We start from the raw sequence: 23615 nt of genomic DNA on the forward strand, positions 1-23615 counted from the left end.
ATTCTTTATACCACACAGGCGCACGCCGTGGCGGCCCAGCAAAGGCCCCCGCGCTTGCGGGCGAGCGGCCGCCCGCGCGGGGGGGGGGGCCGCTCGGGGTGGGTCATCGGAGGCCGGCGGGCGGCTTCCGCCGTCCGGCCGTCAGTGGACCGGCAGGACCCGGGTGTGCTCCTCGCGGACGGCCTCCAGGGCGTTCGGCTTGAGGCCGAGCAGCTTCAGGATGGTCGGCGCGATCTGCTTGGTCTCGACCTTCTCGTCCTCGCGGACGCCGCCCGGGGTGCCGGCGCCGGAGACGACCAGCGGCACGTTCAGGTCGTCGGCGTGGGCCCCGCCGTGCTCGGCGATCTTGCTGCCGCCGGTGTAGACGACGCCGTACTGCGCGACGCCGAAGACGTCCGGCACCCGGGGGTCGCCCGGGTCGACGCCGAAGTGGTCGGCGGCCTCGTCGCCCGCGTAGATCCGCTCGATGCCGCTCCGGGTGAACGGGCGGGCCTTGCCGTTGATGTCGACGCCGTTGCCGCTCTGCGCCAGCAGGTAGTTCTTGGCGAACCCGGTGGCGGCGTCGGAGCGGTCGTTGAGCCAGAGCAGCACGCCGTCGTCGTCGACCGCGTGGGCGACGAGGTTGCCGGCGCCCGGGTGGGCGGCCTTCCAGGCGGCGTTGAGGCCGTCCAGCAGCGGCCCGTCGTCGATCCGGTTGAGCGCGGTCGGGTCGGTCGGGGACTGGCCGTGCTTGGCCGACAGGATGATCGTGGTGGAGCCGTCGAGGTGCTGTGCGCGCAGTTCCGCGGTCAGGGCGCCGATCTGCTGGTCGACGAACTCCAGGCTCTTCGCGAGCAGCGGGCCGGGCACGCCCTTGGTGGCGTAGCCGCCCTGGAGCCCGTCGGAGCTGTTGAGCTTCTGCGCGGTGGAGACGGACTGGAGGTTCAGGCCGAAGACCGCCGGGGTGCCGACCTTCTCCGCGCGGCTGTGGTCGTAGCCGTCGATCTCGTTGAGGACGGCCTGCACCTTGTACGAGTCGTACTGCTGGGTGGCCTTGTTGTCCTTGGTCCAGTCGCCGCTGTACCCGGTCGCCTTGCTGTTGATCTCCGGGGTGAAGAGGTCCTGGATGCCCTCGCCGGAGGGGCCGTTGAGGATGTCGTAGGCGGCGTGCTTGTCCGACCAGGCCGTGCGCAGGCCGGCCTGGCGGGCCACCTCGAAGACGGTGTTCACCTGGAGGTAGGAGTGCGGGTAGACCGGCTGGCAGGTGTCCGGGTCGACCGGCAGCTTGGCCGGGTTGATCAGCGTCTGCGGCCGGCCGGTCATCTGCAGGATGGAGCCGGGCAGGCCGGCGAGGCCCTGGCCGGCGTCGATCGAGTCCTGGTTCTTGTCCAGGTCCTCGGTGAGGTCGATCTCGACGCCGGGCTTGGCGTTCTCGCAGTCGGTGGTGCCGGCCGGGAGCAGTTCGGCGTTGTAGGTGTCGTCGTAGTAGACGCCGGTGGTGCCCGGACCGCCGCCGGTCAGCTGCGCGACCATGCCGGGGAAGGAGTCCGAGGGGTTGGTGGTGCTCGCGCGGGTGTACTCGACCCCGCCGCCGACCAGCCGGGCCAGCGCGGACTGGGGGTGCTGGGCCACGAACCAGGCGAGGTCCGACTGGTGCAGGCCGTCGACCGAGACCAGCAGCACGTGCTTGGCGTGGGCGTCGCGGCCCTCTTCGGCGGCGGCTGCCTGGGCGACGGTGGATCCGGCCAGCACTCCGGCGGCGCCGAGGGTGGCGGCGAGCCGGACGTAACGACGGGTCACGGAAGACTCCTGTCGAGGGGGAAGGTGGCTGCGGCGGTGCGCTCATAGGGTGGGAGGCCCCGGTATACCGGCGGCGGCCGGGGAATGAACAGCGTCGGACTCCTCGGCGGAGAAATTCGAGAATTCGGCGAATCTCACCAAGTGGACTCACGGTCAACGGAATTGGTGAACATGCACCGTCAATGAACGGGCAGCCGGAAATGTCCTCGGTCCGAATGGGGCCGGCCGCGGCGTTCCGGGGAGTCCGGAACGCCGCGGCCGGGGGTGGGGCGGGTGGGGCGGTTCAGCCGTCGGTCGCCGTGGTCGTGTACGGGGCCTGGGCGTGGGTGGCGGCGTACATCAGGGCGGTCTTCATCTTGGGCCAGAAGTAGGAGTCCTGGCAGGAGTAGGCGGGCATGAAGCCGGAGCAGCCGCGGGAGTCGCTGTCGCCGACCTCGATGGTGAAGCTGGCGGTCCCGAGCTTGTCGTAGACCCAGTCGTCGGTGCCGCCGGCGGCGTCGTAGAGGATCTCGCCGGCCTGGCCGGCCTGGTAGTTGGTGAGGGTGCCGAGTTTGCCGGCGAGGGCGCGCAGCGCGGCGTCGTTGCCGGTGTGGACGGTGTGGTCGTGGGCCCACGGGAAGATGACCATGCTGGCGTCGCTGTGCAGGGTGATCATGATGCCGCGGGTGTCCGCCGGGGCGGGGTCGGTGTCGCCGGGGCCGCGCACGGCCGGGTAGAGGTTGCGGAACAGCCCTTCCAGGGCGGTGTTCTCGACTTCGGAGTCGGCCTGCGGCCCGAGGTAGATCTCGGAGCACGGGTCGGGGGAGGTGCCGAGTCCGCCCCAGTGGGTGCCGGCGTTGCGGTTGAGGTCGACGCCGATCTGGCCGGAGAAGTCGCAGGCGGAGCCGTTCGAGTCGTCGGCGTTCTTGCGCTGGTAGAGCGGGTTGTCGCCGCCCTGCTGGACGATGTCGACGCCGTCGGGGTTGGCGATCGGCACGACCCAGAGTTCGGTGGAGTCGAGGAGCGCGGTGACGTCCTGGTCGGTGCCGTAGCCGCCGGTGAGGTGGTCGATCCAGCGCCACGACATTTCGCCGGTGGTTATCTCGCGGGCGTGGATCTGGCTCATCAGGAAGAAGCGGGGTTTGGCCGAGTTCGGTGAGAGCGAGCAGTCGTTCCCGGTCCGTTTGGTGATGCAGACGGCCTTGAGGTCGTAGCCGCCGGGTCGGCCGTTCTGCTTGCGCCAGGACTGGCCGTAGGTGACCACGGTCGCCAGGTCGGGGTGCTGGGAGGCGACTTGGTCGAGGTGGGCGTAGTGGGCGTTGACGGTGTGGTAGCCGCCGTCGTACGTCTCGTTCGGGTTGCCGGCCGCCAGTTGGCCGCTCCTGGGACGGAGTTGGAGCGGCGCCTGGGCCGGGTCGGGCATGGTCCGCTCGACCGTCGGCGTGAAGCCGAGCAGTCGCAGCCGGGTGCCGTCGCGGGCGTCGCCGAGGACGAACAGGTCGTCGCCCTGCCGGTGTTCGAGCAGGTCGAAGCCTGCGCCGGTGAGCGTCTGGGCGTCTGCCGCGGTGTGGGTGGGGATGCGGTAGACGAAGACGTTCCCGGGGCCGGACCGGTGGGTGTTCTGGGCCGTCGCGCTCGGTACGGCGGTGAGGGCGAGCGCGGTGAGTGCGGCGAGGGTGCCGGCCGCGAGGGCGATGGAACGCTTCCTGGCCATGGGGGGCCTCCGAAGTCGTGGGGGTGTCGCGTGGGGGACGGGTGGTGGAGCGGGCGGGGAGCGGGAAGCAGGGAGCGCCATGCGTTTGTGTCAGGGGCATGACATCAAGTGAGCCGCACGCCACCACCACCGTCCATGAAGCAAAGCGCCGCCCTGGCCACCCGTCAACTATCGGCGGGGAGTTTTCCGTTGTGGCCAGAGCGGTCAAGTCCGCCGGAGCGGTCAAGTCCGCCAGAGCGCGCAAGTCGCCCCGGGAGCCCGGGCGGTCGAGCCGCCCCGGGTGTGGTCAGCCCTCCTCGCGCCAGCCCTCGTACTCGGCGGCGAGCGCGTCCAGGGCGCGCAGCCTGGCCGGGGTCCACCCGTCCTCCGGGGGTTCGACGACGACCAGCCACTGGGCGTCCTCGGCGTCGTCCTCGCCGGCCAGGGCGTCGCGGACGACCTCCAGTTCGCCGAGGTCGGGCTGGGTGGCGCTGAGTTCCTCCGCGGCCTCGTCGGCGGCGTCGCGGTCGGGCAGGACGAGCAGCTGCCGGGCGTGCGGGTCGTCGACGTCCGGCTGGTCGGTGGTGAGGTCTTCGGTCACCGGCCCATTCTCCAGGTCCGCCGGGCGGTGCCGTCGCCCAGGTCCGGCCGGGGCTGTCCGCGCTCCGTGGGATGCTGGTGGGGATGGCCAGGAAGAGTGCACCCGACGACCTGCTCGCCCCGCTGACCCTCGCGGTCGGCCAGGAGGAGCTGCTGCTCGACCGTGCGGTCGCCCAGGTGGTGGCGGCGGCGAAGGCGGCGGATCCGGACACCGACGTGCGGGACGTCCCGCCGGGCGGGCTCCAGCCCGGCAGCCTGGCCGAGCTGACGACGCCGTCGCTGTTCGCCGAGCGCAAGGTGATCGTGGTCAGGGCCGCCCAGGACCTCTCCGCCGACTCCGTCAAGGAGGTCAAGGCGTACATCGAGGCCCCGGCCGAAGAAGTGATCATGGTGCTGGTGCACGCGGGCGGTGCCAAGGGCAAGGGCCTGCTGGACGCGGGGCGCAAGGCGGGCGGCCGGGAGGTGGCCTGCGCCAAGCTGGCGAAGGCGAGCGAGCGGCTGGCCTTCGTCAAGGGCGAGTTCCGCACGCTGGGGCGCTCCGCGACGCCGGAGGCCTGCCAGGCCCTGCTGGACGCGCTCGGCAGCGACCTGCGCGAGCTGGCTGCCGCGTGCAGCCAGCTCACCTCGGACGTCGAGGGCACGATCGACGAGACCGTCGTGGCCCGCTACTACAGCGGCCGGGCCGAGGCCACCGGCTTCGAGGTGGCGGACCTGGCCGTCACCGGCCGGGCGGCGGAGGCGCTGGAGCGGCTGCGCTGGGCGCTGGCGGTCGGGCAGCCGCCGACGGGCATCACCTACGCGCTGGCGTCCGGCGTGCGCAGCATCGGGCGGCTGGCGAGCGCCGGGCGGAACATGCGCCCGGGGGACCTGGCGCGCGAGCTGGGCATGCCGCCGTGGAAGGTCGACCGGGTCCGCCAGCAGATGCGCGGCTGGACGGGCGACGGCGTGGCCGTCGCGCTGACGGCGATCGCGCAGGCGGACGCCGCGGTCAAGGGGGGGTCGGACGATCCGGCCTTCGCCCTGGAGCGCGCGGTGGTCGCGGTGGCCCGAGCGGCCCGGGCGGGCAGCCGTCCGTCGTACTGAGCCGTCCTAGACCGTCCTGGGCCGCCCTAGGCCGTACTGAGCCGTACTGGGCCGTACCGACGAGCGCGGCCAGGGGCGCCTCGAAAGCCCCCGCGCCCCCGCACGCTCCCACGCTCCCGCGCGCCCTCGGGGGCGTCACTCCCACCGCCCGCATGGGCCCAACGCGACAGGCGCCGTGACCGGCCTCTGGAGAAGAGGGGGGTCACGGCGCCTGCCGTAGTGCTGTGTGCACCGCACCCGCGTGGCGAACGCAGGCCGCGTGCGGTGCGAGTCTCGCGCGCCTCAGGGGTCCGGGTAGAGGGCCGGGTCACCCTGCGGCGTCGGGGGCCGGTGGCCCCCGGTGGCGTCAGGCCTGGACGGCGGTGTTGACGCGCTTGGTGATGGCCGACTTCTTGTTGGCGGCCTGGTTGGCGTGGATGACGCCCTTGCTCACGGCCTTGTCCAGCGCCTTGGAGGCGGCGCGGGCCAGCACGACGGCCTTCTCGGTCTCGCCGGCGGCAGCGGCCTCACGGGCCTTGCGCAGAGCGGTCTTCAGCGAGGACTTGACGGCCTTGTTGCGCAGGCGCGCCTTCTCGTTGGTCTTGTTGCGCTTGATCTGGGACTTGATGTTCGCCACGAAGGAGCCTCAGTCTTGTCTAAAAGGTATTGAACGGGTTGCACCTTCGGGCCGTCGGACCAGCTGAGAGGGCATGCCGAGGCCAGGTGCAGCTGACTACGCTACCAGGGGCCCGCCGCCCGCCCCAAACCGGCCGGAGCGCCGCACCCCGGCCGGCCGCACGTCCGGCTGGCCGCATCCCGACCGCCCGCGCACCGAGCTACGCGTCGAGGACCGGCTCGCCGTAGTGCTCGACCTCAGGGAAGGGCCGGTAGAAGCGGTGCAGGAGGTCCCGCCAGCGTTCGTACTCGGCGGAGCCGCGGAAGCCCTCGGTGTGGTCGGCGAGGGTCTCCCACTCGACCTGGAGCAGGAAGCGCGAGCCGCGCCCCTCGTCGAGGCAGCGCCGCAGCTGCAGCGAGCGGAAGCCGCGCTGGACGGCGATCAGCGGCCGGGCCTCGGCGAAGGCGGCGAGGAACTCGTCCTCCCGGCCGGGCAGGACGTCGAGCAGGGCGCTTTCCAGGATCATGGGACGCCATCCTGTCGCCGCTCGGTCCGGGCGGGAAGGCCTGCTCCGCACCCCCACGAACGACCCGGGCCGGACCGAACGGCGGCCCGCGCCGGGGTCGTGGGAGGATGGGAGGAACTATTTCGATCGGACGAGACTGTCCGGTCCCCCCGGGAAGCCGGTCAGCGATGACCCGGACGCCCCCGGCCCCGGACCAACGGAGAATCGGACCAAGGTGCCCGCGACCCCCAGCAATGTGCCAGAGCCCAGCCGTACCGACCCGGCGCTGATCCGCAACTTCTGCATCATCGCCCACATCGACCACGGCAAGTCGACGCTCGCAGACCGGATGCTGCAGATCACCGGCGTCGTCGACCCGCGGCAGATGCGTGCCCAGTACCTCGACCGCATGGACATCGAGCGTGAGCGCGGCATCACCATCAAGTCGCAGGCGGTCCGCCTCCCGTGGGCGCCGAAGACCGGGCCGAACACCGGGTCGACGCACATCCTCAACATGATCGACACCCCCGGCCACGTGGACTTCACGTACGAGGTGTCCCGCTCCCTCGCCGCGTGCGAGGGCACCATCCTGGTGGTCGACGCGGCCCAGGGCATCGAGGCGCAGACCCTCGCCAACCTGTACCTGGCGCTGGAGAACGACCTCACGATCATCCCGGTGCTCAACAAGATCGACCTGCCGGCCGCCCAGCCGGAGAAGTACGCCGCCGAGATCGCGCACATCATCGGCTGCGACCCCTCCGACGTGCTCCAGGTCAGCGCCAAGACCGGTCTGGGCGTCGAGGACCTGCTGGACCACATCGTCAACACCATCCCGGCCCCGGTCGGCGTCAAGGACGCCCCGGCCCGCGCGATGATCTTCGACTCGGTGTACGACTCCTACCGCGGCGTGGTCACCTACGTCCGTGTCGTGGACGGCCAGCTCACCAAGCGCGAGCGCATCGCGATGATGTCCACCGGCGCGACCCACGAGCTGCTGGAGATCGGTGTCATCTCGCCCGAGCCGAAGGTCGCCGACGGCCTCGGCGTCGGCGAGGTGGGCTACATCATCACCGGCGTGAAGGACGTCCGGCAGTCCAAGGTCGGTGACACGATCACGTCGATGCACAAGGGCGCGACCGAGCCGCTCGGCGGCTACAAGGACCCGCGCCCGATGGTGTTCTCCGGCCTGTACCCGCTGGACGGCTCGGACTACCCGCTGCTGCGCGACGCCCTGGACAAGCTGCGCCTGAACGACGCCGCCCTGGTGTACGAGCCGGAGACCTCGGTCGCGCTCGGCTTCGGCTACCGCTGCGGCTTCCTCGGCCTGCTGCACCTGGAGATCATCCGGGAGCGCCTGGAGCGCGAGTTCAACCTCGACCTGATCTCCACCGCCCCGAACGTGGTCTACCGGGTGATCATGGAGGACGGCACCGAGCACACCGTCACCAACCCGAGCGAGTTCCCGAGCGGCAAGATCGCCGAGGTGTACGAGCCGGTCGTGCGCGGCACGATCCTCGCGCCCAACGAGTTCGTCGGCGCGATCATGGAGCTGTGCCAGTCCCGCCGGGGCAGCCTCCAGGGCATGGACTACCTCTCCGAGGACCGGGTCGAGCTGCGCTACACCCTGCCGCTCGCGGAGATCGTCTTCGACTTCTTCGACCAGCTGAAGTCCAAGACCCGCGGTTACGCGTCCCTCGACTACGAGCCCATCGGCGAGCAGACCGCCGACCTGGTCAAGGTCGACATCCTGCTGCACGGCGACGCGGTCGACGCGTTCTCCGCGATCGTGCACAAGGACAAGGCCTACAACTACGGCGTGATGATGGCGGGCAAGCTGCAGAAGCTCATCCCCCGCCAGCAGTTCGAGGTGCCGATCCAGGCGGCCATCGGTTCCCGGGTGATCGCCCGCGAGACGGTCCGCGCGATCCGCAAGGACGTCCTCGCCAAGTGCTACGGCGGTGACATCTCGCGCAAGCGCAAGCTGCTGGAGAAGCAGAAGGAGGGCAAGAAGCGGATGAAGATGGTCGGCCGCGTGGAGGTCCCGCAGGAGGCCTTCATCGCCGCGCTGTCCACCGACGCCGAGGCCCCCAAGGAAAAGAAGTAACGGAAGAGAAGTAGCAGCGGCGGAAGGGCCCGGAGCGATCGTGCTCCGGGCCCTTCCGCGCGTCCGGGGACGGTCATTTCCCGTCCGGGGAGGGTCACTTCTGCTCCCGTCCGGGGACGGTCACTTCAGTGCGCCGAGCACCCCGGCGACGATCGCGGCCTTGGCCAGCCGCCCCGCCGTCCCGGTGAGCACGGTGGGCCGCATCGAGTCGTCCCCGCGGACCAGTTGGAGCATCCCGTCGTGCCGCCCGAGGCTCAGGCACTGCGCGACGTACTTGTACGCGAAGGGCCCGTCCGTGCGCCCGTCGAGCAGCTTGCCGACGTACTGGCCCATCGGCAGGGCGGTGGCGCAGCCCATCCGCAGGGTCCCGGTGCCGGGGACGGTCACCGCGGCGGCGTCGCCGACGACGTGGACGTCCGGGTGGGACACCGACCGGAGGTACTCGTCGACCAGGGCCCGGCCGCGGTCGTCGACGGCCAGTCCCGCCGCGGCGGCCAGCGGGTGCGGCTCCATCGAGGCGGCCCAGACGGTGACGTCGGCGTCGACCGGGCCGGTGGTGGTGCGCAGCCCGGTGGGGGTGACCTCGGTGACGGTGGCGTCCTCGTGGACGGCCACGCCGAGCCGGTCGAGGACGCGGCGGACGTGGGCGCGGCCCTTGGGGGAGTAGATGCCGCCGACCCGGCCGGCGGTGACGATCCGCACCCGCCACCGGGGGTGGGCCTCGGCGAGCTCGGCGGCGAGCTCGATGCCGGTGGCGCCGCCGCCGACGACGGCGAGGGTGCCGGGTTCGCCGGCGTCGCGCAGGCGGTGGTCGAGTTCGGCGGCGCGTTCGGCGCCGTAGGCGTGCTCGGCGGCGCCGGGGACGTCGTGCCAGGCGGTGCGGCTGCCGAGGGCGTAGACGAGGGTGTCGTAGCCGAGGACGGTGCCGTCGTCGAGCTGGACCTTGTGGCCGTCGAGGTCGAGTCCGACGGCCCTGGCGCGGCGGTGCTCGATGCGCCGGCCGCGCGCGAGCCGTGCGATGGCGGGCCAGTCCCGCCCGCCGCCGGCCGCCGTCTCGTGCTGGCGGACGCGGTGGAGGAGCCGCTCCTCGGGCGCGACGAGGGTGACGGCGTGGTGCCGGCCGGCGCCCTTGGCGGTGCTGAGTCCGGCGTAGCCGGCGCCCAGGACGACGATCCGCTTCTCGGTGGTGGTGCTGCTCATCTCGTCCGCCTCCCTGCGAGGTGCGCTGTCGTTCAGCGCGGTTCGGCAAGGGGACGACGCAGCCGGACGGGGTGTGACAGTGACCTGCGTCACGCCCCGCTGCTCAGCCCCTCGAAGGGGCCGAGGTGGGTGAGCTTCCCGGGGTTGACCACGACGTACGTCCCGGTGATCAGGCCGTCGGCGACGGTGAACGCCAGCACGCCGGCGACGGCTCCGGTGGTCGAGTCGTACCAGACCATGCCGGGTTCGCCGTTGACCTCGGCGAGGGCGAGCCGCAGCTCCGGCGTGAACCACTTCGCGACCGAGCCGGCGATCAGGCGGGTGACCTTGTCGGCGCCGCGGACCGGGCGGGCGGCGGCGCGGACGATGCCGCCGCCGTCGGCGGTCCACACCACGTCCGGGTCGAGGACGGCCATCAGCCCCTGGAGGTCGCCGCCGAGTGCCGCGGCGGCGAACGCCTCGACGGCGCGCCGGTGTTCGGCCCGGTCGGCGCTCGCGCGGCGGCCGCCGTCCCGGACCCGGCGGCGGGCCCGGGAGGCGAGCTGGCGGGCGGCGTCGGGGGTGCGGTGGAGCGAGTCGCCGATCTCGTCGAAGCCGACCGCGAAGACGTCGTGCAGCACGAACGCGGCCCGCTCGGCGGGGGTGAGCTGTTCCAGGACGGCGAGCAGCGCGAGCGAGACGGACTCGCCGCGTTCGGCGAGTTCGGCGGGGGAGTCGGGGGCGCTCGCGTAGGAGACGGACGGCTCGGGCAGCCACTCGCCGCTGTAGGACTCGCGGCGGGCCCGGGCGGAGCCGAGCTGGTCGTAGCAGAGCCGGGTGACGACGGTGGTGAGGAACGCCCGTGGGTCGGCGACGGCGGCGCGGTCGGCGGCCCGCCAGCGCAGCCAGGCCTCCTGGAGGACGTCCTCGGCGTCGGTGAACGTGCCGAGCAGCCGGTAGGCGACCGAGCCCAGGTAGCGTCGGTTCGCCTCGAACGCGTCCGGGGCCTCCTCGTCGATCACGGGCCCAAAGGTAGCGGTCCGCACGGGGAAAGCGAAGGCCGGGTGAGCGGGTCCGGGCCGCGCGGAGGGCCGGCCCTTCGGACGGCCCGGGCCGTCCGAAGGGCCGGCGAACGCGAAGGGCCCGGGAACGCGGAGGGCCGGAGCGGGAGAGTCCCGCCCCGGCCCGAACGCGACCTCCGGTCAGTCCACCTCGGCCACGGCCTCCGCGAACTGCGCCTGGTACAGCCGCGCGTACGCGCCGCCGGCGGAGATCAGTTCGTCGTGCGAGCCCTGCTCGACGATCGAGCCGTTCTCCATCACGAGGATCACGTCGGCGTCCCGGATGGTGGAGAGCCGGTGCGCGATGACGAAGCTGGTGCGCCCGGTGCGCAGCCGGGCCATGGCCCGCTGGATGAGCACCTCGGTGCGGGTGTCGACGGAGCTGGTCGCCTCGTCGAGGACGAGGATGGAGGGCTGCGCGAGGAAGGCCCGGGCGATGGTGATGAGCTGCTTCTCGCCCGCGCTGACGCCGGCGCCGTCGTCGTCGATGACGGTGTCGTAGCCGTCCGGCAGGGTGCGCACGAAGCGGTCGACGTGGGCGGCCTTGGCGGCCTCGACGACCTGCTCGCGGGTGGCGCCCTGGGCGCCGTAGGCGATGTTGTCGGCGATGCTGCCGCCGAACAGCCAGGTGTCCTGGAGCACCATGCCGATGCCGGAGCGCAGGTCCTCGCGGGACATCGCGGAGACGTCGACCCCGTCGAGGGTGATCCGCCCGCCGCTGACCTCGTAGAAGCGCATCAGCAGGTTGACGAGGGTGGTCTTGCCGGCGCCGGTGGGGCCGACGATGGCGACGGTCTGGCCGGGTTCGACCTTGAGCGAGAGGTCCTCGATGAGGGGCTTGTCGGGCTCGTAGCGGAAGGAGACGTCCTGGAAGGCGACCCGGCCGTGGATCACGTCGGGCTTCTCGGGCATGGCCGGTTCGGGGGTCTGCTCGGGCGCGTCGAGGAGTTCGAAGACGCGCTCGGCGGAGGCGACGCCGGACTGCACCAGGTTGGCCATGCTGGCGACCTGGGTGAGCGGCTGGCTGAACTGCCGCGAGTACTGGATGAACGCCTGCACGTCGCCGATGGACAGCGCGCCGCTGGCGACCCGCAGTCCGCCGACGACGGCGACGAGCACGTACTGCAGGTTGCCGATGAGCATCATCGCGGGCTGGATGATGCCGGAGATGAACTGGGCGCGGAAGCTGGAGGCGAACAGTGCCTCGTTGTGCTCGCGGAAGGTCTCGGCGGACTCGCGCTGCCGGCCGAAGACCTTGACCAGGGCGTGCCCGGTGTACATCTCCTCGATGTGGGCGTTCAGCCTGCCGGTGGAGGCCCACTGCTGGACGAACTGCGGCTGCGCCCGCTTGCCGACCTTGGCGGCGACGACCACCGACAGCGGTACGGACACCAGGGCGATCGTCGCGAGCAGCGGGGAGATCCAGAACATCATCGCGAGCACGCCGACGACGGTGAGCAGCGAGTTGACGACCTGTCCGAGCGTCTGCTGCATCGACTGGCTGATGTTGTCGATGTCGTTGGTGACCCGGCTGAGGACCTCGCCGCGCGGCTGCTTGTCGAAGTAGCTCAGCGGCAGGCGGGCGAGTTTGGCCTCGACGTCCTGGCGCAGCCGGTAGCCGGCCCGCTGGATGGCCTTGGTGGCGAGGCGGCCCTGGACGATGCCGAACAGGGCGGAGGCGACGTAGATCGCGAGCACCCAGAGCAGGACGGTGCCGATGGCGCCGAAGTCCATGCCCTGGCCGGGGGTGAAGTCGACGGAGGAGAGCAGGTCGGCGATGCCGCCCTGGCCGTGGGCGCGCAGCCCCTCGACGGCCTGCGCCTTGGAGGTGCCGGGCTCGAAGCGGGCACCGACGACGCCGGCGAAGATCAGGTCGGTGGCGTTGCCGAGGACCTTGGGGCCGGTGACGGCGCAGCCGATGCTGAGCACGCCGAGGCCGAGGACGGCGGCGAGCAGGGGGCGTTCGGGGCGCAGCAGGCCGAGCAGGCGCTTGCCGGAGCCCTTGAAGTCCATGGACTTCTCGGTGCCCTGGCCGCCCATGAAGCGGCCGGGGCCGGCCGGTCCGCGGCGGGCGGCGGCGGCCTGGGAATCGCTGGGGAGCTCGTCGGCCGTCGCCCGGTCCGACGGCTGATGCCCGGCGGGCTGCTGGGGGGCGCTGGGCTTGCGGGGGGTGGTCACGCCGCCTCCTGCTCGGTGAGCTGGGAGAGGACGATCTCCCGGTAGGTCGGGTTGCCGGCCATGAGCTCGTGGTGGGTGCCGCTGCCGACGACGGCGCCTTCGTCGAGGACGATGATGCGGTCGGCGTCGCGGATGGTGGAGACGCGCTGGGCGACGATCAGGACGGTGGCGTCGGAGGTCTCGTGGGAGAGGGCCTTGCGCAGCCGGGCGTCGGTGGCGTAGTCGAGCGCGGAGAAGGAGTCGTCGAAGAGGTAGACGTCGGGCTTGCGCACGAGGGCGCGGGCGATGGCGAGGCGTTGGCGCTGGCCGCCGGAGACGTTGCTGCCGCCCTGGGCGATGGGGGCGTCGAGGCCTTCGGGGAGCTTCTCGACGAAGTCCTTGGCCTGGGCGACGTCGAGGGCGTGCCAGAGTTCCTCGTCGGTGGCGTCGGGCCGGCCGTAGCGGAGGTTGCTGGCGACGGTGCCGGTGAACAGGTAGGGCTTCTGGGGGACGAGGCCGACGCTCTCGGCGATCGCCTCGGGGGCGAGTTCGCGGACGTCGACGCCGTCGAGCAGGACCTGTCCGGTGGTGGCGTCGAAGAGCCGGGGGACGAGGCCGAGGAGGGTGGACTTGCCGCTGCCGGTGGAGCCGATGACGGCGGTGGTCTCGCCGGGGCGGGCGGTGATGGCGATGCCGCGCAGCACGGGGGCCTCGGCGCCGGGGTAGCGGAAGTCGACGTCGCGCAGTTCGAGGTTGCCGCGGCGCAGGACCTCGGTGACGGGCGCGGCGGGCGGCACGACGCTGGAGGAGGTGCCGAGGACCTCCTGGACGCGTTCGGCGCAGACCTCGGCGCGCGGCACCATCATGAACATGAAGGTGGCCATCATGACGCTCATGAGGATCTGCATGAGGTAGGAGAGGAACGCGGTCAGGGCGCCGATCTCCATGCCGCCGCTGTCGATGCGGTGGGCGCCGAACCACAGGACGGCGACGCTGGAGACGTTCACGACGAGCATGACGGCCGGGAACATGAACGACATCAGCCGGCCGACCTGGAGCGCGACGTCGGTGAGGTCGCCGTTGGCCTCGCCGAAGCGGGCCTGCTCGTGGTCGTCCTTGACGAAGGCGCGGATGACGCGGATGCCGGTGATCTGCTCGCGCAGGACGCGGTTCACCGTGTCGATCTTCTCCTGCATGCTGCGGAACTTGGGGCGCAGCGCGCGGACGAGCAGGAGGACGACGGTGCCGAGGAGGGGGATGACGGCGAGCAGCAGGCCGGACAGCGGGACGTCCTGGTTGAGGGCCATGATGATGCCGCCGACGCACATGATCGGTGCGGCGACCATGAGGGTGAAGCTCATCAGGGCCAGCATCTGGACCTGCTGGACGTCGTTGGTGGTGCGGGTGATCAGGGAGGGGGCGCCGAACTGGCCGACCTCGCGGGCGGAGAAGCTCTGGACGCGGTCGAAGACGGCCGCGCGGACGTCGCGTCCGAAGGCCATGGCGGTGTGCGCGCCGTAGTAGACGGCGCCGATCGAGCACAGGGCCTGGACGAGGGTGACGCCGATCATGACGGCGCCGACCCTGAGGATGTAGCCGGTGTCGCCCTTGACGACGCCGCTGTCGATGATGTCGGCGTTGAGAGTGGGCAGGTAGAGCGCGGCGAGGGTCGATACGAGCTGGAGGACGACCAGCAGGGCGATCGGTCGGGAGTACGGGCGCAGGTACGCCCTGAGCAGTCTGATCAGCACTTGCACACTCTTGTCGTCGACGGGTGGATTCGCATCCCAATTCTCGTTCCTTCGTGCACTCGTACAGACGATTCCCCCGGCCGGGACATGAGGTTTGTCCAGTCCTTTGCCGAACCGCCGGGCGGGCCGGGTTGCGGGGTTCACGCGGGTGCCGTCCGCGGGGCACCGGGGTGGTGGCGGGGTGCCTGGCGGGTAGACCCCCTTACGGAATGACCGGTTTCCCCCTAGGCTGCTGATTGCCCCCTTGTTACTCGCCGGTACCGCACGCGTAACGGGGGACCGGCGACCGCCCCCACGGGAGCCGCGACAAATCCCTCAGACGGCCACCCGCCCCCGGAGGTCCTCGTTGAGTTCCGCGCAGTCCCTGATCGACTCCGGCAGCGCCGACATCGTCGCCGGGCGTCCCGCCTCCGTCGCCCACCTGTTCCTGGAGCGGGTCGCCGCGACCCCCAACGCCGAGGCCTACCGCTACCCCGCCCCGGTCGACGAGCAGGCCGCGGACAGCGCCCCCGGCGCCGAGCAGTGGCGTTCGCTCACCTGGGCGCAGACCGCGGCCCGGGTCAAGGCGGTGGCCGCCGGCCTGATGGCGCTCGGCATCCAGCCCGAGGACCGGGTCGCCCTGGCCTCCTCCACCCGCCTGGAGTGGATCGTCGCCGACCTCGGCAACATGTGCGCGGGCGCGGCCACCACGACCGTCTACCCGAGCACCAACGCCGACGAGACGGCCTTCATCCTCTCCGACTCCGGCTGCCGGGCGATGTTCGCGGAGAACGCCGCGCAGCTCGCCAAGGCCGTCGAGCAGATCGGGGAACTGCCCGAACTGCGCACCGTCATCCTGTTCGACGCCCCCGCCGGGGCGCCCGAGACGGCCGGGCTCGACCTCATCACCCTGGCCGAGCTGGAGGAGCGCGGCGCCGCGTACCTCGAGGAGCACCCGGACGCCGTCGAGAAGGCCGTCGCCGCGCTCGACAAGGAGCAGCTGGCCACCCTGATCTACACCTCGGGCACCACCGGTCGCCCCAAGGGCGTGCGCCTGGTGCACGACTGCTGGGCGTACGAGGCGCGCGCCCAGGAGGCGAGCGGGCTGCTCGGCCCGGACGACGTCCAGTTCATGTGGCTGCCGCTGTCGCATGTGTTCGGCAAGACGCTGATCTCGGGCCAGATCGCCACCGGCCATGTGATGGCGGTGGACGGCCGGGTCGACCGGATCATCCACAACCTGCCGGCCATCCGGCCGACCGTCATGGCGTCCGCGCCGCGCATCTTCGAGAAGGTCTACAACGGCATCGCCGGGCGGGCCCGGGCCGAGGGCGGCGCGAAGTACAAGATCTTCCGCTGGGCCGCCGGGGTGGCCCGCGAGTACGCCCGGGTCGTCCAGGAGAACCGGATCGCCACCGGGGTGGACGGCGCGCCGTTCGCCCTGCGGGCGCAGCACGCGGTCGCCGACAAGCTGGTGTACGCGAAGATCCGCGCCGCGTTCGGCGGGCGCCTGCGCGGCGCGGTCTCCGGCAGCGCGGCGCTGGCCCCCGAGATCGGCTACTTCTTCCTCGGCGCCGGCGTGCCGATCCTGGAGGGCTACGGCCTGAGCGAGACCAGCGCCGGCTCCTGCGTCAACCGCAAGGAGGACGTGCGGATCGGCACGGTCGGCCGCGCCCTGCCGGGCACCGAGGTGCGGATCGCCGAGGACGGCGAGATCCTGCTGCGCGGCCCGGGCGTCATGCGCGGCTACCACAACCTGCCGGAGAAGACCGCCGAGGTGCTGGAGCCGGACGGCTGGTTCCACACCGAGGACATCGGCGAGCTCACCGCCGACGGCTTCCTGCGGATCACCGACCGCAAGAAGGACCTGTTCAAGACCTCCGGCGGCAAGTACGTCGCGCCGAGCGAGGTCGAGGGCAAGTTCAAGGCGGTGTGCCCGTTCGTCAGCAACATCCTGGTGATCGGCAACGGCCGCAACTTCTGCACCGCGCTGATCGGCCTGGACGAGGCCGTGATCATGCCGTGGGCCGCCGAGCACGGCCTGGCCGGCAAGTCCTACGCCGAGGTGACCGCCGACCCGCAGGTCCACGAGCTGATCGAGGGCTTCGTGAAGAAGCTCAACGGCGACCTCCAGCGCTGGCAGACGATCAAGAAGTTCCACCTGCTGCCGCGCGACCTCGACATCGAGCACGGCGAGCTCACCCCGAGCCTGAAGATCAAGCGCCCGGTGGTCGAGCGGACCTACGCGGACGCCGTGACCGCGATGTACGCGGGGGCCAACGAGGCCTGAGCCGCCCCCGTCCCGTACGGCCCGCGGGTTCGCCCCGGCCGTACGGGACAATGGGGTCATGCCCTCCGCACTCCCCGACGGCGATCCGGTGCCGTCCGACGGTTCCCTGCCCGCGCACGCCCTCGACGGGCTCGGCACCCGGCCGTTCGGCTTCTACCTGCACGTGCCGTACTGCGCCAGCCGCTGCGGCTACTGCGACTTCAACACGTACACCGCCACCGAGCTCCGCTCCTCGGGCGCGGTCGCCTCGCAGGAGACGTACGCCGACAACGTGATCGCGGAGATCCGGCTCGCCCGTCGCGTCCTGGGCGACGCGGACCTCCCGGTGGAGACGGTCTTCCTCGGCGGCGGCACCCCGACGCTGCTGCCCGCCCGCGACCTGGTGCGGATGCTCGCCGCGATCCGCGACGAGTTCGGGCTCGCCGACGGCGCCGAGGTGACCACCGAGGCCAACCCGGAGTCCGTCGGCCCGGCCTACCTCGCCGAACTGCGCGAGGGCGGCTACAACCGGATCTCCTTCGGCATGCAGAGCGCCCGCCCGCACGTGCTGCAGCTGCTCGACCGCCACCACACCCCGGGCCGCCCCGAGGCCTGCGTGGCCGAGGCCCGCGCGGCCGGCTTCGAGCACGTCAACCTCGACCTCATCTACGGCACCCCCGGTGAGTCCGACGACGACTGGCGGGCCTCCCTGGACGCCGCCATCGGCGCCGGGCCCGACCACGTGTCCGCCTACTCGCTGATCGTCGAGGAGGGCACCCGCCTCGCCGCCCGCGTCAAGCGCGGCGAGCTGCCGATGATCGACGACGACGTCCACGCCGACCGCTACCTGATCGCCGAGCGGGCGCTCGCCGCCGCCGGCTACCACTGGTACGAGGTCTCCAACTGGGCCACCACCCCCGAGGGCCGCTGCCGCCACAACGAGCTGTACTGGACCGGCGCCGACTGGTGGGGTGCCGGCCCCGGCGCCCACAGCCACGTCGGCGGCGTCCGCTGGTGGAACGCCAAGCACCCCGCCGCCTACGCCCAGGCGCTGGCCGAGGGCCGCACCCCCGCCCTGGCCCGCGAGGTGCTGACGGACGAGGACCGCCGCGTCGAGCGCATCCTCCTCGAACTGCGCCTCGCCGAGGGCATCCCGCTCACGCTCCTCACCGACACGGCCCGCGAGGCGGCCGCCGAAGCGCTCGCGAGCGGCCTCCTCGCCCCCGACACCTACGCCGGGGGCCGCGCCACCCTCACCCTCCAGGGCCGTCTCCTGGCGGACGCGGTCGTGCGTGACCTGGTGGACTGAGCCGACCTCTAGGGTGTTCGCGTGACTACTCCAAGTGCGCGAGTGTGGGGGGTTCTGGAGAGCCTTGAGATCCCGGAAGGTGTTCGCGCCGAGCTCATCTTCGGGGAGATCTTGCTGTCCTTGAGCTCCGACCTGACGACCAATCTCATCGTCGAGTCCCTGATCCATCAGATCCCCGCCGAGAGGTGGCATCGCTGGACCAGGCAGGATGTCTCCTGTGGTGGTGGCAGTCGATTGCAGCCGGATCTCGTGGTGTTCGAGAGAGGGGCTGCCGAAGCGACTGTGCCGGTGGCGACGGTGGAGGTGGTCTCGAAGACCAGTGCGCTCCGCGATTACCGGACCAAGCGCGAGCTCTACGCCGAGGGCACGATCCCCGTCTACCTGATCGTCGACCCGATCAAGGCCGTCTGTGTGCTGCTCACCGAACCCACCCGGGCGAGCGCCTCGGGTCTGCCGGATTACGTCTCCGAGCGGACCACCAAGTTCGGCGAGCCCATTCCGGTGCATCTGCTGGGCGTCACGCTCGACACCTCGGAGTTCCAGACCTACGCCTGACCCGGGAGGGTCGCGAAGTCGATCAACTCTTCCACCCTGCCCAGGAGTTCGGGCTCCAGGTCCTTGTAGGAGTTCACCTTCGACAGGATGTGCTTCCACGCCGCCGGGGTGTCGACGGGCCAGCCCAGGCGGCGGCAGACGCCTTCCTTCCACACCTCGCCGCGGGGGACCGTCGGCCAGGCCGGGATGCCGACCGAAGACGGCTTCACCGCCTGCCAGATGTCGATGTAGGGGTGGCCGACGACCAGCACGTCCTCGCCGGTGACCCGGGCGGCGATGCGGTGCTCCTTGGTGCCCGGCAGCAGGTGGTCGACCAGGACGCCGAGGCGGCGGCCGGGGCCCGGGGCGAAGTCGGCGACGATCGCGGGCAGGTCGTCCACGCCCTCCAGGTACTCGACCACGACGCCCTCGATCCGCAGGTCGTCGCCCCAGACCCGCTCGACCAGTTCGGCGTCGTGCCGGCCCTCGACGTAGATGCGGGACTCGCGCGCCACCCGGGCGCGGGCGCCGGGGACGGCGACCGAACCGGAGGCGGTGCGGGCCGGGGCGCGGACGGGGGCCGGGCCGGACGGCCGGACCAGGGTGACGACCCTGCCCTCCAGCAGGAAGCCGCGCGGCACCATCGGGAACACCCGGTGCTTGCCGAAACGGTCCTCCAGGGTGACGGTGAACCCCTCCGCCGTCTTCTCGCAGCGCACCACCGCCCCGCAGAAGCCGGTCGCCGCCTCCTCGACCACGAGGTCCCGCTCGGCGGGCACCTCCGGGGCGGGTGCCTGCTTCTTCCACGGCGGGGTCAGGTCGGGTCCGTACTGGCGGCTGCGCATGCCGGCGAGTCTACGGACGGCCCGTCAGAGCCCGGGCGCGCCCCACACCGGGAACCAGCGGCCGAGGTCCTTCTCCAGCCGCAGGTCGTTCGCCAGCATCGCGTTGATCTGCAGCTCCAGCGGGCTGTTGCGCCGCTCCCCGCCGCCGGGCATCGGCGCGAACGGGTAGAACGTGCCGCGCTTGTACAGGTAGACCAGCGCCAGCGACTGCCCCTCCCCGTTCCGGAAGCCCACCAGCGAGCAGAGCAGCTGCGGCCCGAAGCCGTTCGCCTCCAGCTCGCTGTTGACCGCGTGCAGGTCGTTCACCAGCTCCGGCAGTTCCTCCGCGGTGTGCCGGGCGAGCAGCCACGAGTAGCCGTAGCCGTCCTTGGAGGCCTCCACCGGGACGCCGCCGCGCTCGGTGTCGGCGTCGAGCAGCGCCCGCACCTGCTGCTCGACCTGGACGAACGCGGCGCCCTCGACGGCCGCGAAGCACACCGAGCCGAGCCCGGTGGGCAGGAACCCGGCGCCGGCCTCCAGGGTGAGCGCGGCCGAGGGGACGCCGAACAGCTGGTCGAGGTCGGGCTTGACGGGCTTGGTGCGGCCGAACAGGGCGTCCAGGATTCCCACGGCGGTCCCTTCAGGCGGGTCGGCGGGTCGGCGGGTCGGCGGGTCGGCGGGGCTCAGCGGCCCAGCTGGGCGGAGATCTTCGCCAGCTGCTCCAGCCGCTTCTCCAGCGTCGGGTGGGTGGAGAGCAGCTGGGAGGCCGTCTCCTTGGCGCTCAGCGCCGGGGCGAAGTAGAAGGCGTTGTAGGGCTGGGCCTGGCGCAGGTCCTTGGACGGGATCGCGGCGATCTGCCCGGTGACCTTGGTGAGCGCCGACGCGAGCGCGCTGGGCCGGCCGGTGAGCTGGGCGGCGGCGCGGTCGGCGGCGAGCTCGCGGTAGCGCGACAGCAGCCGCGTGAGCAGGAAGCTGATCGCGTAGACGACGATGGACACCAGCGGGATGATCAGCGCCGCGATCGCCGCGTTCTGGTCGTTGTTGTTGCGCCCGCCGCCGATGAACCCGCCGTACATGGCGATCCTGGTCATCGCCCCGGCGAGGACGCCGAGGAACCCGGCGATCGTCATCACGGCGACGTCCCGGTGGGCGACGTGCGAGAGCTCGTGCGCGAGGACGCCCTCCAGCTCCTCGGGCTCCAGCCGGCGCAGCAGGCCGGTGGTGACGCACACGACGGCGTTCTGCGGGTTGCGGCCGGTGGCGAAGGCGTTCGGCATGTCGCTGTCGGCGACCGCCACCCTGGGCTTGGGCATGTCGGCGAGCGCGCAGAGCCGGTCGACGGTGCCGTGCAACTGCGGGTACTGCTCGGGGGACACCGGGCGGGCGCCCATGGCCCGTTCGGTGATCTTGTCGCTGAACCAGAACTGGGCCACGAACAGCCCGCCGGAGATCAGCACGATCAGGGGCCAGGCGCCGCGCAGCAGCACGATCAGCAGGCCGGTGAATCCGACGTACAACAGCCCGATCACGAACATGGTCCCGACCATCCGGCCGGTCAGGCCGCGGTCGGGCGCGAATCGGGTGTGCTGGGCCGAGCTCGACATCGCTTGCTCCTCCGTTCGCCGTCCGCTATCGATGCTGCCACCCGGACGGCCGCGGGGCACCACCCCCGCGCCGGGAACTGCGGGCAGGATCACCCCCGCTGCGCCGTTCCTGCCGTCGGACCCGGGCCGTACACTGGCAGGTAGGGTTCTGGCACTCGTGCGCTCAGAGTGCCAAACCCGGGCCTTCCAGGCCCGCATCAGCTCGATACGTCACAACGGACAACGTGCGAAGACGGAGGTGCGTGCCCCATGGCCGGTGAGGTCCGCCAGCTCGACGACCGCAAGCTCGCCGTGCTGCGCGCGATCGTCCAGGACTACGTGGGCACCGAGGAGCCGGTCGGCTCGAAGGCCCTGGTGGAGCGGCACAACCTCGGGGTCTCCCCGGCCACCGTCCGCAACGACATGGCGGCGCTGGAGGAGGAGGGGTACATCCACCAGCCGCACACCAGCGCCGGGCGCATCCCCACCGACAAGGGGTACCGGCTGTTCGTCGACCGGCTCGCCGAGGTCAAGCCGATGAGCGCGCCCGAGCGGCGCGCGATCCGGCACTTCCTGGAGGGCGCGGTCGACCTGGACGACACCGTCGCACGCACCGTGCGGCTGCTCGCCCAGCTCACCCGGCAGGTCGCCGTCGTGCAGTACCCCTCGCTGAGCCGCTCCACCGTGCGGCACATCGAACTCGTCGCGCTCGCCCCGGCCAAGGTGATGCTGGTCCTGATCACCAACACCGGCCGGGTCGAGCAGCGGATGGTGGACTGCCCGGGCACCGTCGGCGAGACGGCCTTGTCGGACCTGCGGGCCCGGATCAACGCGCGGGCCGTCGGCCAGCGCCTGCCGGACGTCCCGGCGGCGCTGGAGGAGCTGCCCGCGATGTTCGAACAGGTCGACCGGCCGACCGTCACCACGGTCCTGGCGACGCTGTTCGAGGCGCTCGCCGAGCAGAACGAGGAGCGGATCATGCTGGCCGGCACGGCCAACCTGACCCGCTTCGGCCACGACTTCCCGCTCACCATCCAGCCGGTCCTGGAGGCCCTGGAGGAGCAGGTCGTCCTGCTCCGCCTCCTGGGTGAGACCACGGACGCGGCGATGACGGTCCGGATCGGCCGGGAGAACGCCTACGAGGGGCTGAATTCCACCTCGGTGGTGTCCGTCGGCTACGGTTCGGGCGACGAGAGCGTGGCCAAACTGGGTGTGATCGGTCCGACCCGGATGGACTATCCGGGCACAATGGGGGCGGTGCGAGCGGTGGCGCGGTACGTGGGTCAGATCCTGGCCGAGTCGTAGCAATCAGCCACCGCTGGACAGACCAGCGGTGGTGCCCTGTCGCAGCACTACTACAGGCGGAACAAGCGGAGCATTAGGTGGCCACGGACTACTACGCGGTACTCGGCGTCCGACGGGATGCGGGGCAGGACGAGATCAAGAAGGCGTTCCGGCGCCTGGCACGCGAACTGCACCCGGACGTCAACCCGGACCCGAAGACGCAGGAGCGGTTCAAGGAGATCAACGCCGCCTACGAGGTGCTCTCCGACCCGCAGAAGCGCCAGGTCTACGACCTCGGCGGCGACCCGCTCTCGCCGGGCGGCGGCGGTGGCGCGGGCGGCTTCGGCGCCGGCGCGGCCGGTTTCGGCTTCTCCGACATCATGGACGCCTTCTTCGGCGCCGCGGCCGGCCAGCGGGGCCCGCGCTCGCGCACCCGCCGCGGGCAGGACGCCATGATCCGGCTGGAGATCACCCTGGAGGAGGCCGCGTTCGGCACCACCAAGGAGCTCCAGGTCGACACGGCCGTCACCTGCACGACGTGCAGCGGGGAGGGCGCCGCGCCCGGCACCTCCGCGCAGACCTGTGACATGTGTCGCGGCAAGGGCGAGGTCTCCCAGGTCACCCGGTCCTTCCTGGGCCAGGTCATGACCTCCCGCCCCTGCCCGCAGTGCCAGGGCTTCGGCACCGTCGTGCCGACCCCGTGCCCGGAGTGCGCCGGCGACGGCCGGGTCCGCGCCCGCCGCACCCTGACCGTCAAGATCCCGGCCGGTGTCGACAACGGCACCCGGATCCAGCTGGCCGGCGAGGGCGAGGTCGGCCCCGGCGGCGGCCCGGCCGGCGACCTGTACGTCGAGATCGCCGAGACCACGCACACCGTCTTCCAGCGGCGCGGGGACGACCTGCACTGCACCGTCACCATCCCGATGACGGCCGCCTCGCTCGGCACCCAGGTGCCGCTGCAGACCCTGGACGGGCTGGAGGAGGTCGACATCCGGCCCGGCACCCAGTCCGGCCAGTCGATCCCGCTGCACGGCCGCGGCATCACCCACCTGCGCGGGGGCGGCCGGGGCGACCTGATAGTGCACGTCGAGGTGCAGACGCCCACCAAGCTCGACCCCGAGCAGGAGGAGCTGCTGCGCCGCCTCGCGGTGCTGCGCGGCGAGGAGCGCCCGTCCGGCCAGTTCGCGCCGGGCCAGCAGGGCCTGTTCTCGCGTCTGAAGGACGCGTTCAACGGCCGCTAGCCGTCCGCGGAGGGGTGCCGGGGTCCTCGCCCCGGCACCCCTTTCGCGTTCCGTCCCCCCTGGTCGCGGGCCCTGGCCGTGGTTGCCGGCCCGGGCCGCAGGTCCC

General features: G+C 71.9%; 19 protein-coding genes. 7 read left to right on the forward strand and 12 right to left on the reverse strand.

Going from position 1 to position 23615, the window contains the following annotated elements; translation table 11 throughout:
- Positions 1–141: 141 nt before the first annotated feature.
- The 3 genes from ACFV4F_RS02750 to ACFV4F_RS02760 all read right to left on the reverse strand — a co-directional run bounded on the left by ACFV4F_RS02750 (position 142) and on the right by ACFV4F_RS02760 (position 4052).
- Complete coding sequence (locus tag ACFV4F_RS02750; RefSeq protein WP_380500185.1) at positions 142–1779, reverse strand: alkaline phosphatase family protein; 1638 nt, start codon at positions 1777–1779, stop codon at positions 142–144.
- 283 nt (positions 1780–2062) lie between these two features.
- On the reverse strand, positions 2063–3472 hold the full coding sequence (locus ACFV4F_RS02755) for a M14 family zinc carboxypeptidase (RefSeq protein ID WP_380500186.1): 1410 nt from the start codon (positions 3470–3472) through the stop codon (positions 2063–2065).
- 286 nt (positions 3473–3758) lie between these two features.
- The gene (locus ACFV4F_RS02760; RefSeq protein WP_380444779.1) at positions 3759–4052 is read right to left on the reverse strand and encodes a hypothetical protein; all 294 of its coding nucleotides are present in this window, start codon (positions 4050–4052) and stop codon (positions 3759–3761) included.
- Positions 4053–4135: 83 nt separating this feature from the next.
- On the opposite strand from ACFV4F_RS02760, the gene holA reads away from it, so the two are divergent.
- Positions 4136–5134, forward strand: coding sequence for a DNA polymerase III subunit delta (holA, locus tag ACFV4F_RS02765; RefSeq protein WP_380444780.1), 999 nt, complete (start codon positions 4136–4138; stop codon positions 5132–5134).
- A 346-nt stretch (positions 5135–5480) separates the two neighbouring features.
- On the opposite strand, the gene rpsT is transcribed toward holA, so the two are convergent.
- On the reverse strand, positions 5481–5750 hold the full coding sequence (gene rpsT, locus ACFV4F_RS02770; RefSeq protein WP_218205877.1) for a 30S ribosomal protein S20: 270 nt from the start codon (positions 5748–5750) through the stop codon (positions 5481–5483).
- 199 nt (positions 5751–5949) lie between these two features.
- Positions 5950–6255, reverse strand: a complete 306-nt coding sequence (locus tag ACFV4F_RS02775) for an antibiotic biosynthesis monooxygenase family protein (protein ID WP_380444781.1) — start codon at positions 6253–6255, stop codon at positions 5950–5952.
- Positions 6256–6469: 214 nt separating this feature from the next.
- Between ACFV4F_RS02775 and lepA the strand changes: the two genes are divergently transcribed.
- On the forward strand, positions 6470–8338 hold the full coding sequence (gene lepA, locus ACFV4F_RS02780; protein WP_380444782.1) for a translation elongation factor 4: 1869 nt from the start codon (positions 6470–6472) through the stop codon (positions 8336–8338).
- Between the two features lie 120 nt (positions 8339–8458).
- Here the strand turns inward: lepA and ACFV4F_RS02785 are convergent, their stop codons facing one another.
- From ACFV4F_RS02785 to ACFV4F_RS02800, 4 genes are all read right to left on the reverse strand, one after another.
- Positions 8459–9538 carry an NAD(P)/FAD-dependent oxidoreductase gene (locus ACFV4F_RS02785; RefSeq protein ID WP_380500187.1) on the reverse strand — a complete coding sequence of 360 codons (1080 nt, stop codon included), beginning with the start codon at positions 9536–9538 and terminating at the stop codon, positions 8459–8461.
- Positions 9539–9627: 89 nt separating this feature from the next.
- Positions 9628–10539, reverse strand: coding sequence for an RNA polymerase sigma factor SigJ (gene sigJ / locus ACFV4F_RS02790; protein WP_380500188.1), 912 nt, complete (start codon positions 10537–10539; stop codon positions 9628–9630).
- A gap of 180 nt (positions 10540–10719) precedes the next feature.
- Complete coding sequence (locus ACFV4F_RS02795; RefSeq protein WP_380444826.1) at positions 10720–12618, reverse strand: ABC transporter ATP-binding protein; 1899 nt, start codon at positions 12616–12618, stop codon at positions 10720–10722.
- A gap of 134 nt (positions 12619–12752) precedes the next feature.
- Complete coding sequence (locus tag ACFV4F_RS02800; protein ID WP_380444785.1) at positions 12753–14486, reverse strand: ABC transporter ATP-binding protein; 1734 nt, start codon at positions 14484–14486, stop codon at positions 12753–12755.
- A 346-nt stretch (positions 14487–14832) separates the two neighbouring features.
- On the opposite strand from ACFV4F_RS02800, the gene ACFV4F_RS02805 reads away from it, so the two are divergent.
- Genes ACFV4F_RS02805 through ACFV4F_RS02815 form a run of 3 tightly spaced genes read left to right on the forward strand, consistent with a single transcriptional unit; the run spans position 14833 to position 18598 of the window.
- A complete protein-coding gene (locus ACFV4F_RS02805; protein ID WP_380500189.1) occupies positions 14833–16755 on the forward strand; it encodes an AMP-dependent synthetase/ligase in 1923 nt (640 codons plus the stop codon).
- A gap of 58 nt (positions 16756–16813) precedes the next feature.
- Complete coding sequence (hemW, locus tag ACFV4F_RS02810) at positions 16814–18043, forward strand: radical SAM family heme chaperone HemW (RefSeq protein WP_380500190.1); 1230 nt, start codon at positions 16814–16816, stop codon at positions 18041–18043.
- A 42-nt stretch (positions 18044–18085) separates the two neighbouring features.
- Positions 18086–18598, forward strand: coding sequence for a Uma2 family endonuclease (locus ACFV4F_RS02815; protein ID WP_380500247.1), 513 nt, complete (start codon positions 18086–18088; stop codon positions 18596–18598).
- Here the strand turns inward: ACFV4F_RS02815 and ACFV4F_RS02820 are convergent.
- The 3 genes from ACFV4F_RS02820 to htpX are packed head-to-tail and all read right to left on the reverse strand — an operon-like array spanning position 18589 to position 21005.
- Positions 18589–19422 (reverse strand): DUF3097 domain-containing protein, encoded by an 834-nt coding sequence (locus ACFV4F_RS02820; protein ID WP_380498169.1) that lies wholly within the window; start codon positions 19420–19422, stop codon positions 18589–18591. The genes ACFV4F_RS02815 and ACFV4F_RS02820 overlap by 10 nt on opposite strands.
- 24 nt (positions 19423–19446) lie before the next feature.
- Positions 19447–20031 (reverse strand): hypothetical protein, encoded by a 585-nt coding sequence (locus ACFV4F_RS02825; RefSeq protein ID WP_380444792.1) that lies wholly within the window; start codon positions 20029–20031, stop codon positions 19447–19449.
- A 53-nt stretch (positions 20032–20084) separates the two neighbouring features.
- Positions 20085–21005, reverse strand: coding sequence for a zinc metalloprotease HtpX (gene htpX, locus ACFV4F_RS02830; RefSeq protein ID WP_380444793.1), 921 nt, complete (start codon positions 21003–21005; stop codon positions 20085–20087).
- Between the two features lie 249 nt (positions 21006–21254).
- Between htpX and hrcA the strand changes: the two genes are divergently transcribed.
- Positions 21255–22289 carry a heat-inducible transcriptional repressor HrcA gene (hrcA, locus tag ACFV4F_RS02835; protein ID WP_380444794.1) on the forward strand — a complete coding sequence of 345 codons (1035 nt, stop codon included), beginning with the start codon at positions 21255–21257 and terminating at the stop codon, positions 22287–22289.
- Between the two features lie 77 nt (positions 22290–22366).
- Positions 22367–23509 (forward strand): molecular chaperone DnaJ, encoded by a 1143-nt coding sequence (dnaJ, locus tag ACFV4F_RS02840; RefSeq protein ID WP_363649839.1) that lies wholly within the window; start codon positions 22367–22369, stop codon positions 23507–23509.
- Positions 23510–23615 lie beyond the last annotated feature (106 nt).

The organism is Kitasatospora sp. NPDC059722 (assembly GCF_042733235.1).
In the GTDB taxonomy this organism is placed as follows: Bacteria; Actinomycetota; Actinomycetes; order Streptomycetales; family Streptomycetaceae; genus Kitasatospora.

What these genes read in the sequence shown, in the direction of transcription:
- hrcA (WP_380444794.1), top strand. Translation starts at nt 21,255, where the DNA reads ATGGCCGGTGAGGTCCGCCAGCTCGACGACCGCAAGCTCGCCGTGCTG.
- hemW (WP_380500190.1), top strand. Translation starts at nt 16,814, where the DNA reads ATGCCCTCCGCACTCCCCGACGGCGATCCGGTGCCGTCCGACGGTTCC.
- htpX (WP_380444793.1), bottom strand. Translation starts at nt 21,005, where the DNA reads ATGTCGAGCTCGGCCCAGCACACCCGATTCGCGCCCGACCGCGGCCTG.
- ACFV4F_RS02795 (WP_380444826.1), bottom strand. Translation starts at nt 12,618, where the DNA reads ATGGGCGGCCAGGGCACCGAGAAGTCCATGGACTTCAAGGGCTCCGGC.
- ACFV4F_RS02755 (WP_380500186.1), bottom strand. Translation starts at nt 3,472, where the DNA reads ATGGCCAGGAAGCGTTCCATCGCCCTCGCGGCCGGCACCCTCGCCGCA.
- ACFV4F_RS02775 (WP_380444781.1), bottom strand. Translation starts at nt 6,255, where the DNA reads ATGATCCTGGAAAGCGCCCTGCTCGACGTCCTGCCCGGCCGGGAGGAC.
- holA (WP_380444780.1), top strand. Translation starts at nt 4,136, where the DNA reads ATGGCCAGGAAGAGTGCACCCGACGACCTGCTCGCCCCGCTGACCCTC.
- ACFV4F_RS02820 (WP_380498169.1), bottom strand. Translation starts at nt 19,422, where the DNA reads ATGCGCAGCCGCCAGTACGGACCCGACCTGACCCCGCCGTGGAAGAAG.
- ACFV4F_RS02785 (WP_380500187.1), bottom strand. Translation starts at nt 9,538, where the DNA reads ATGAGCAGCACCACCACCGAGAAGCGGATCGTCGTCCTGGGCGCCGGC.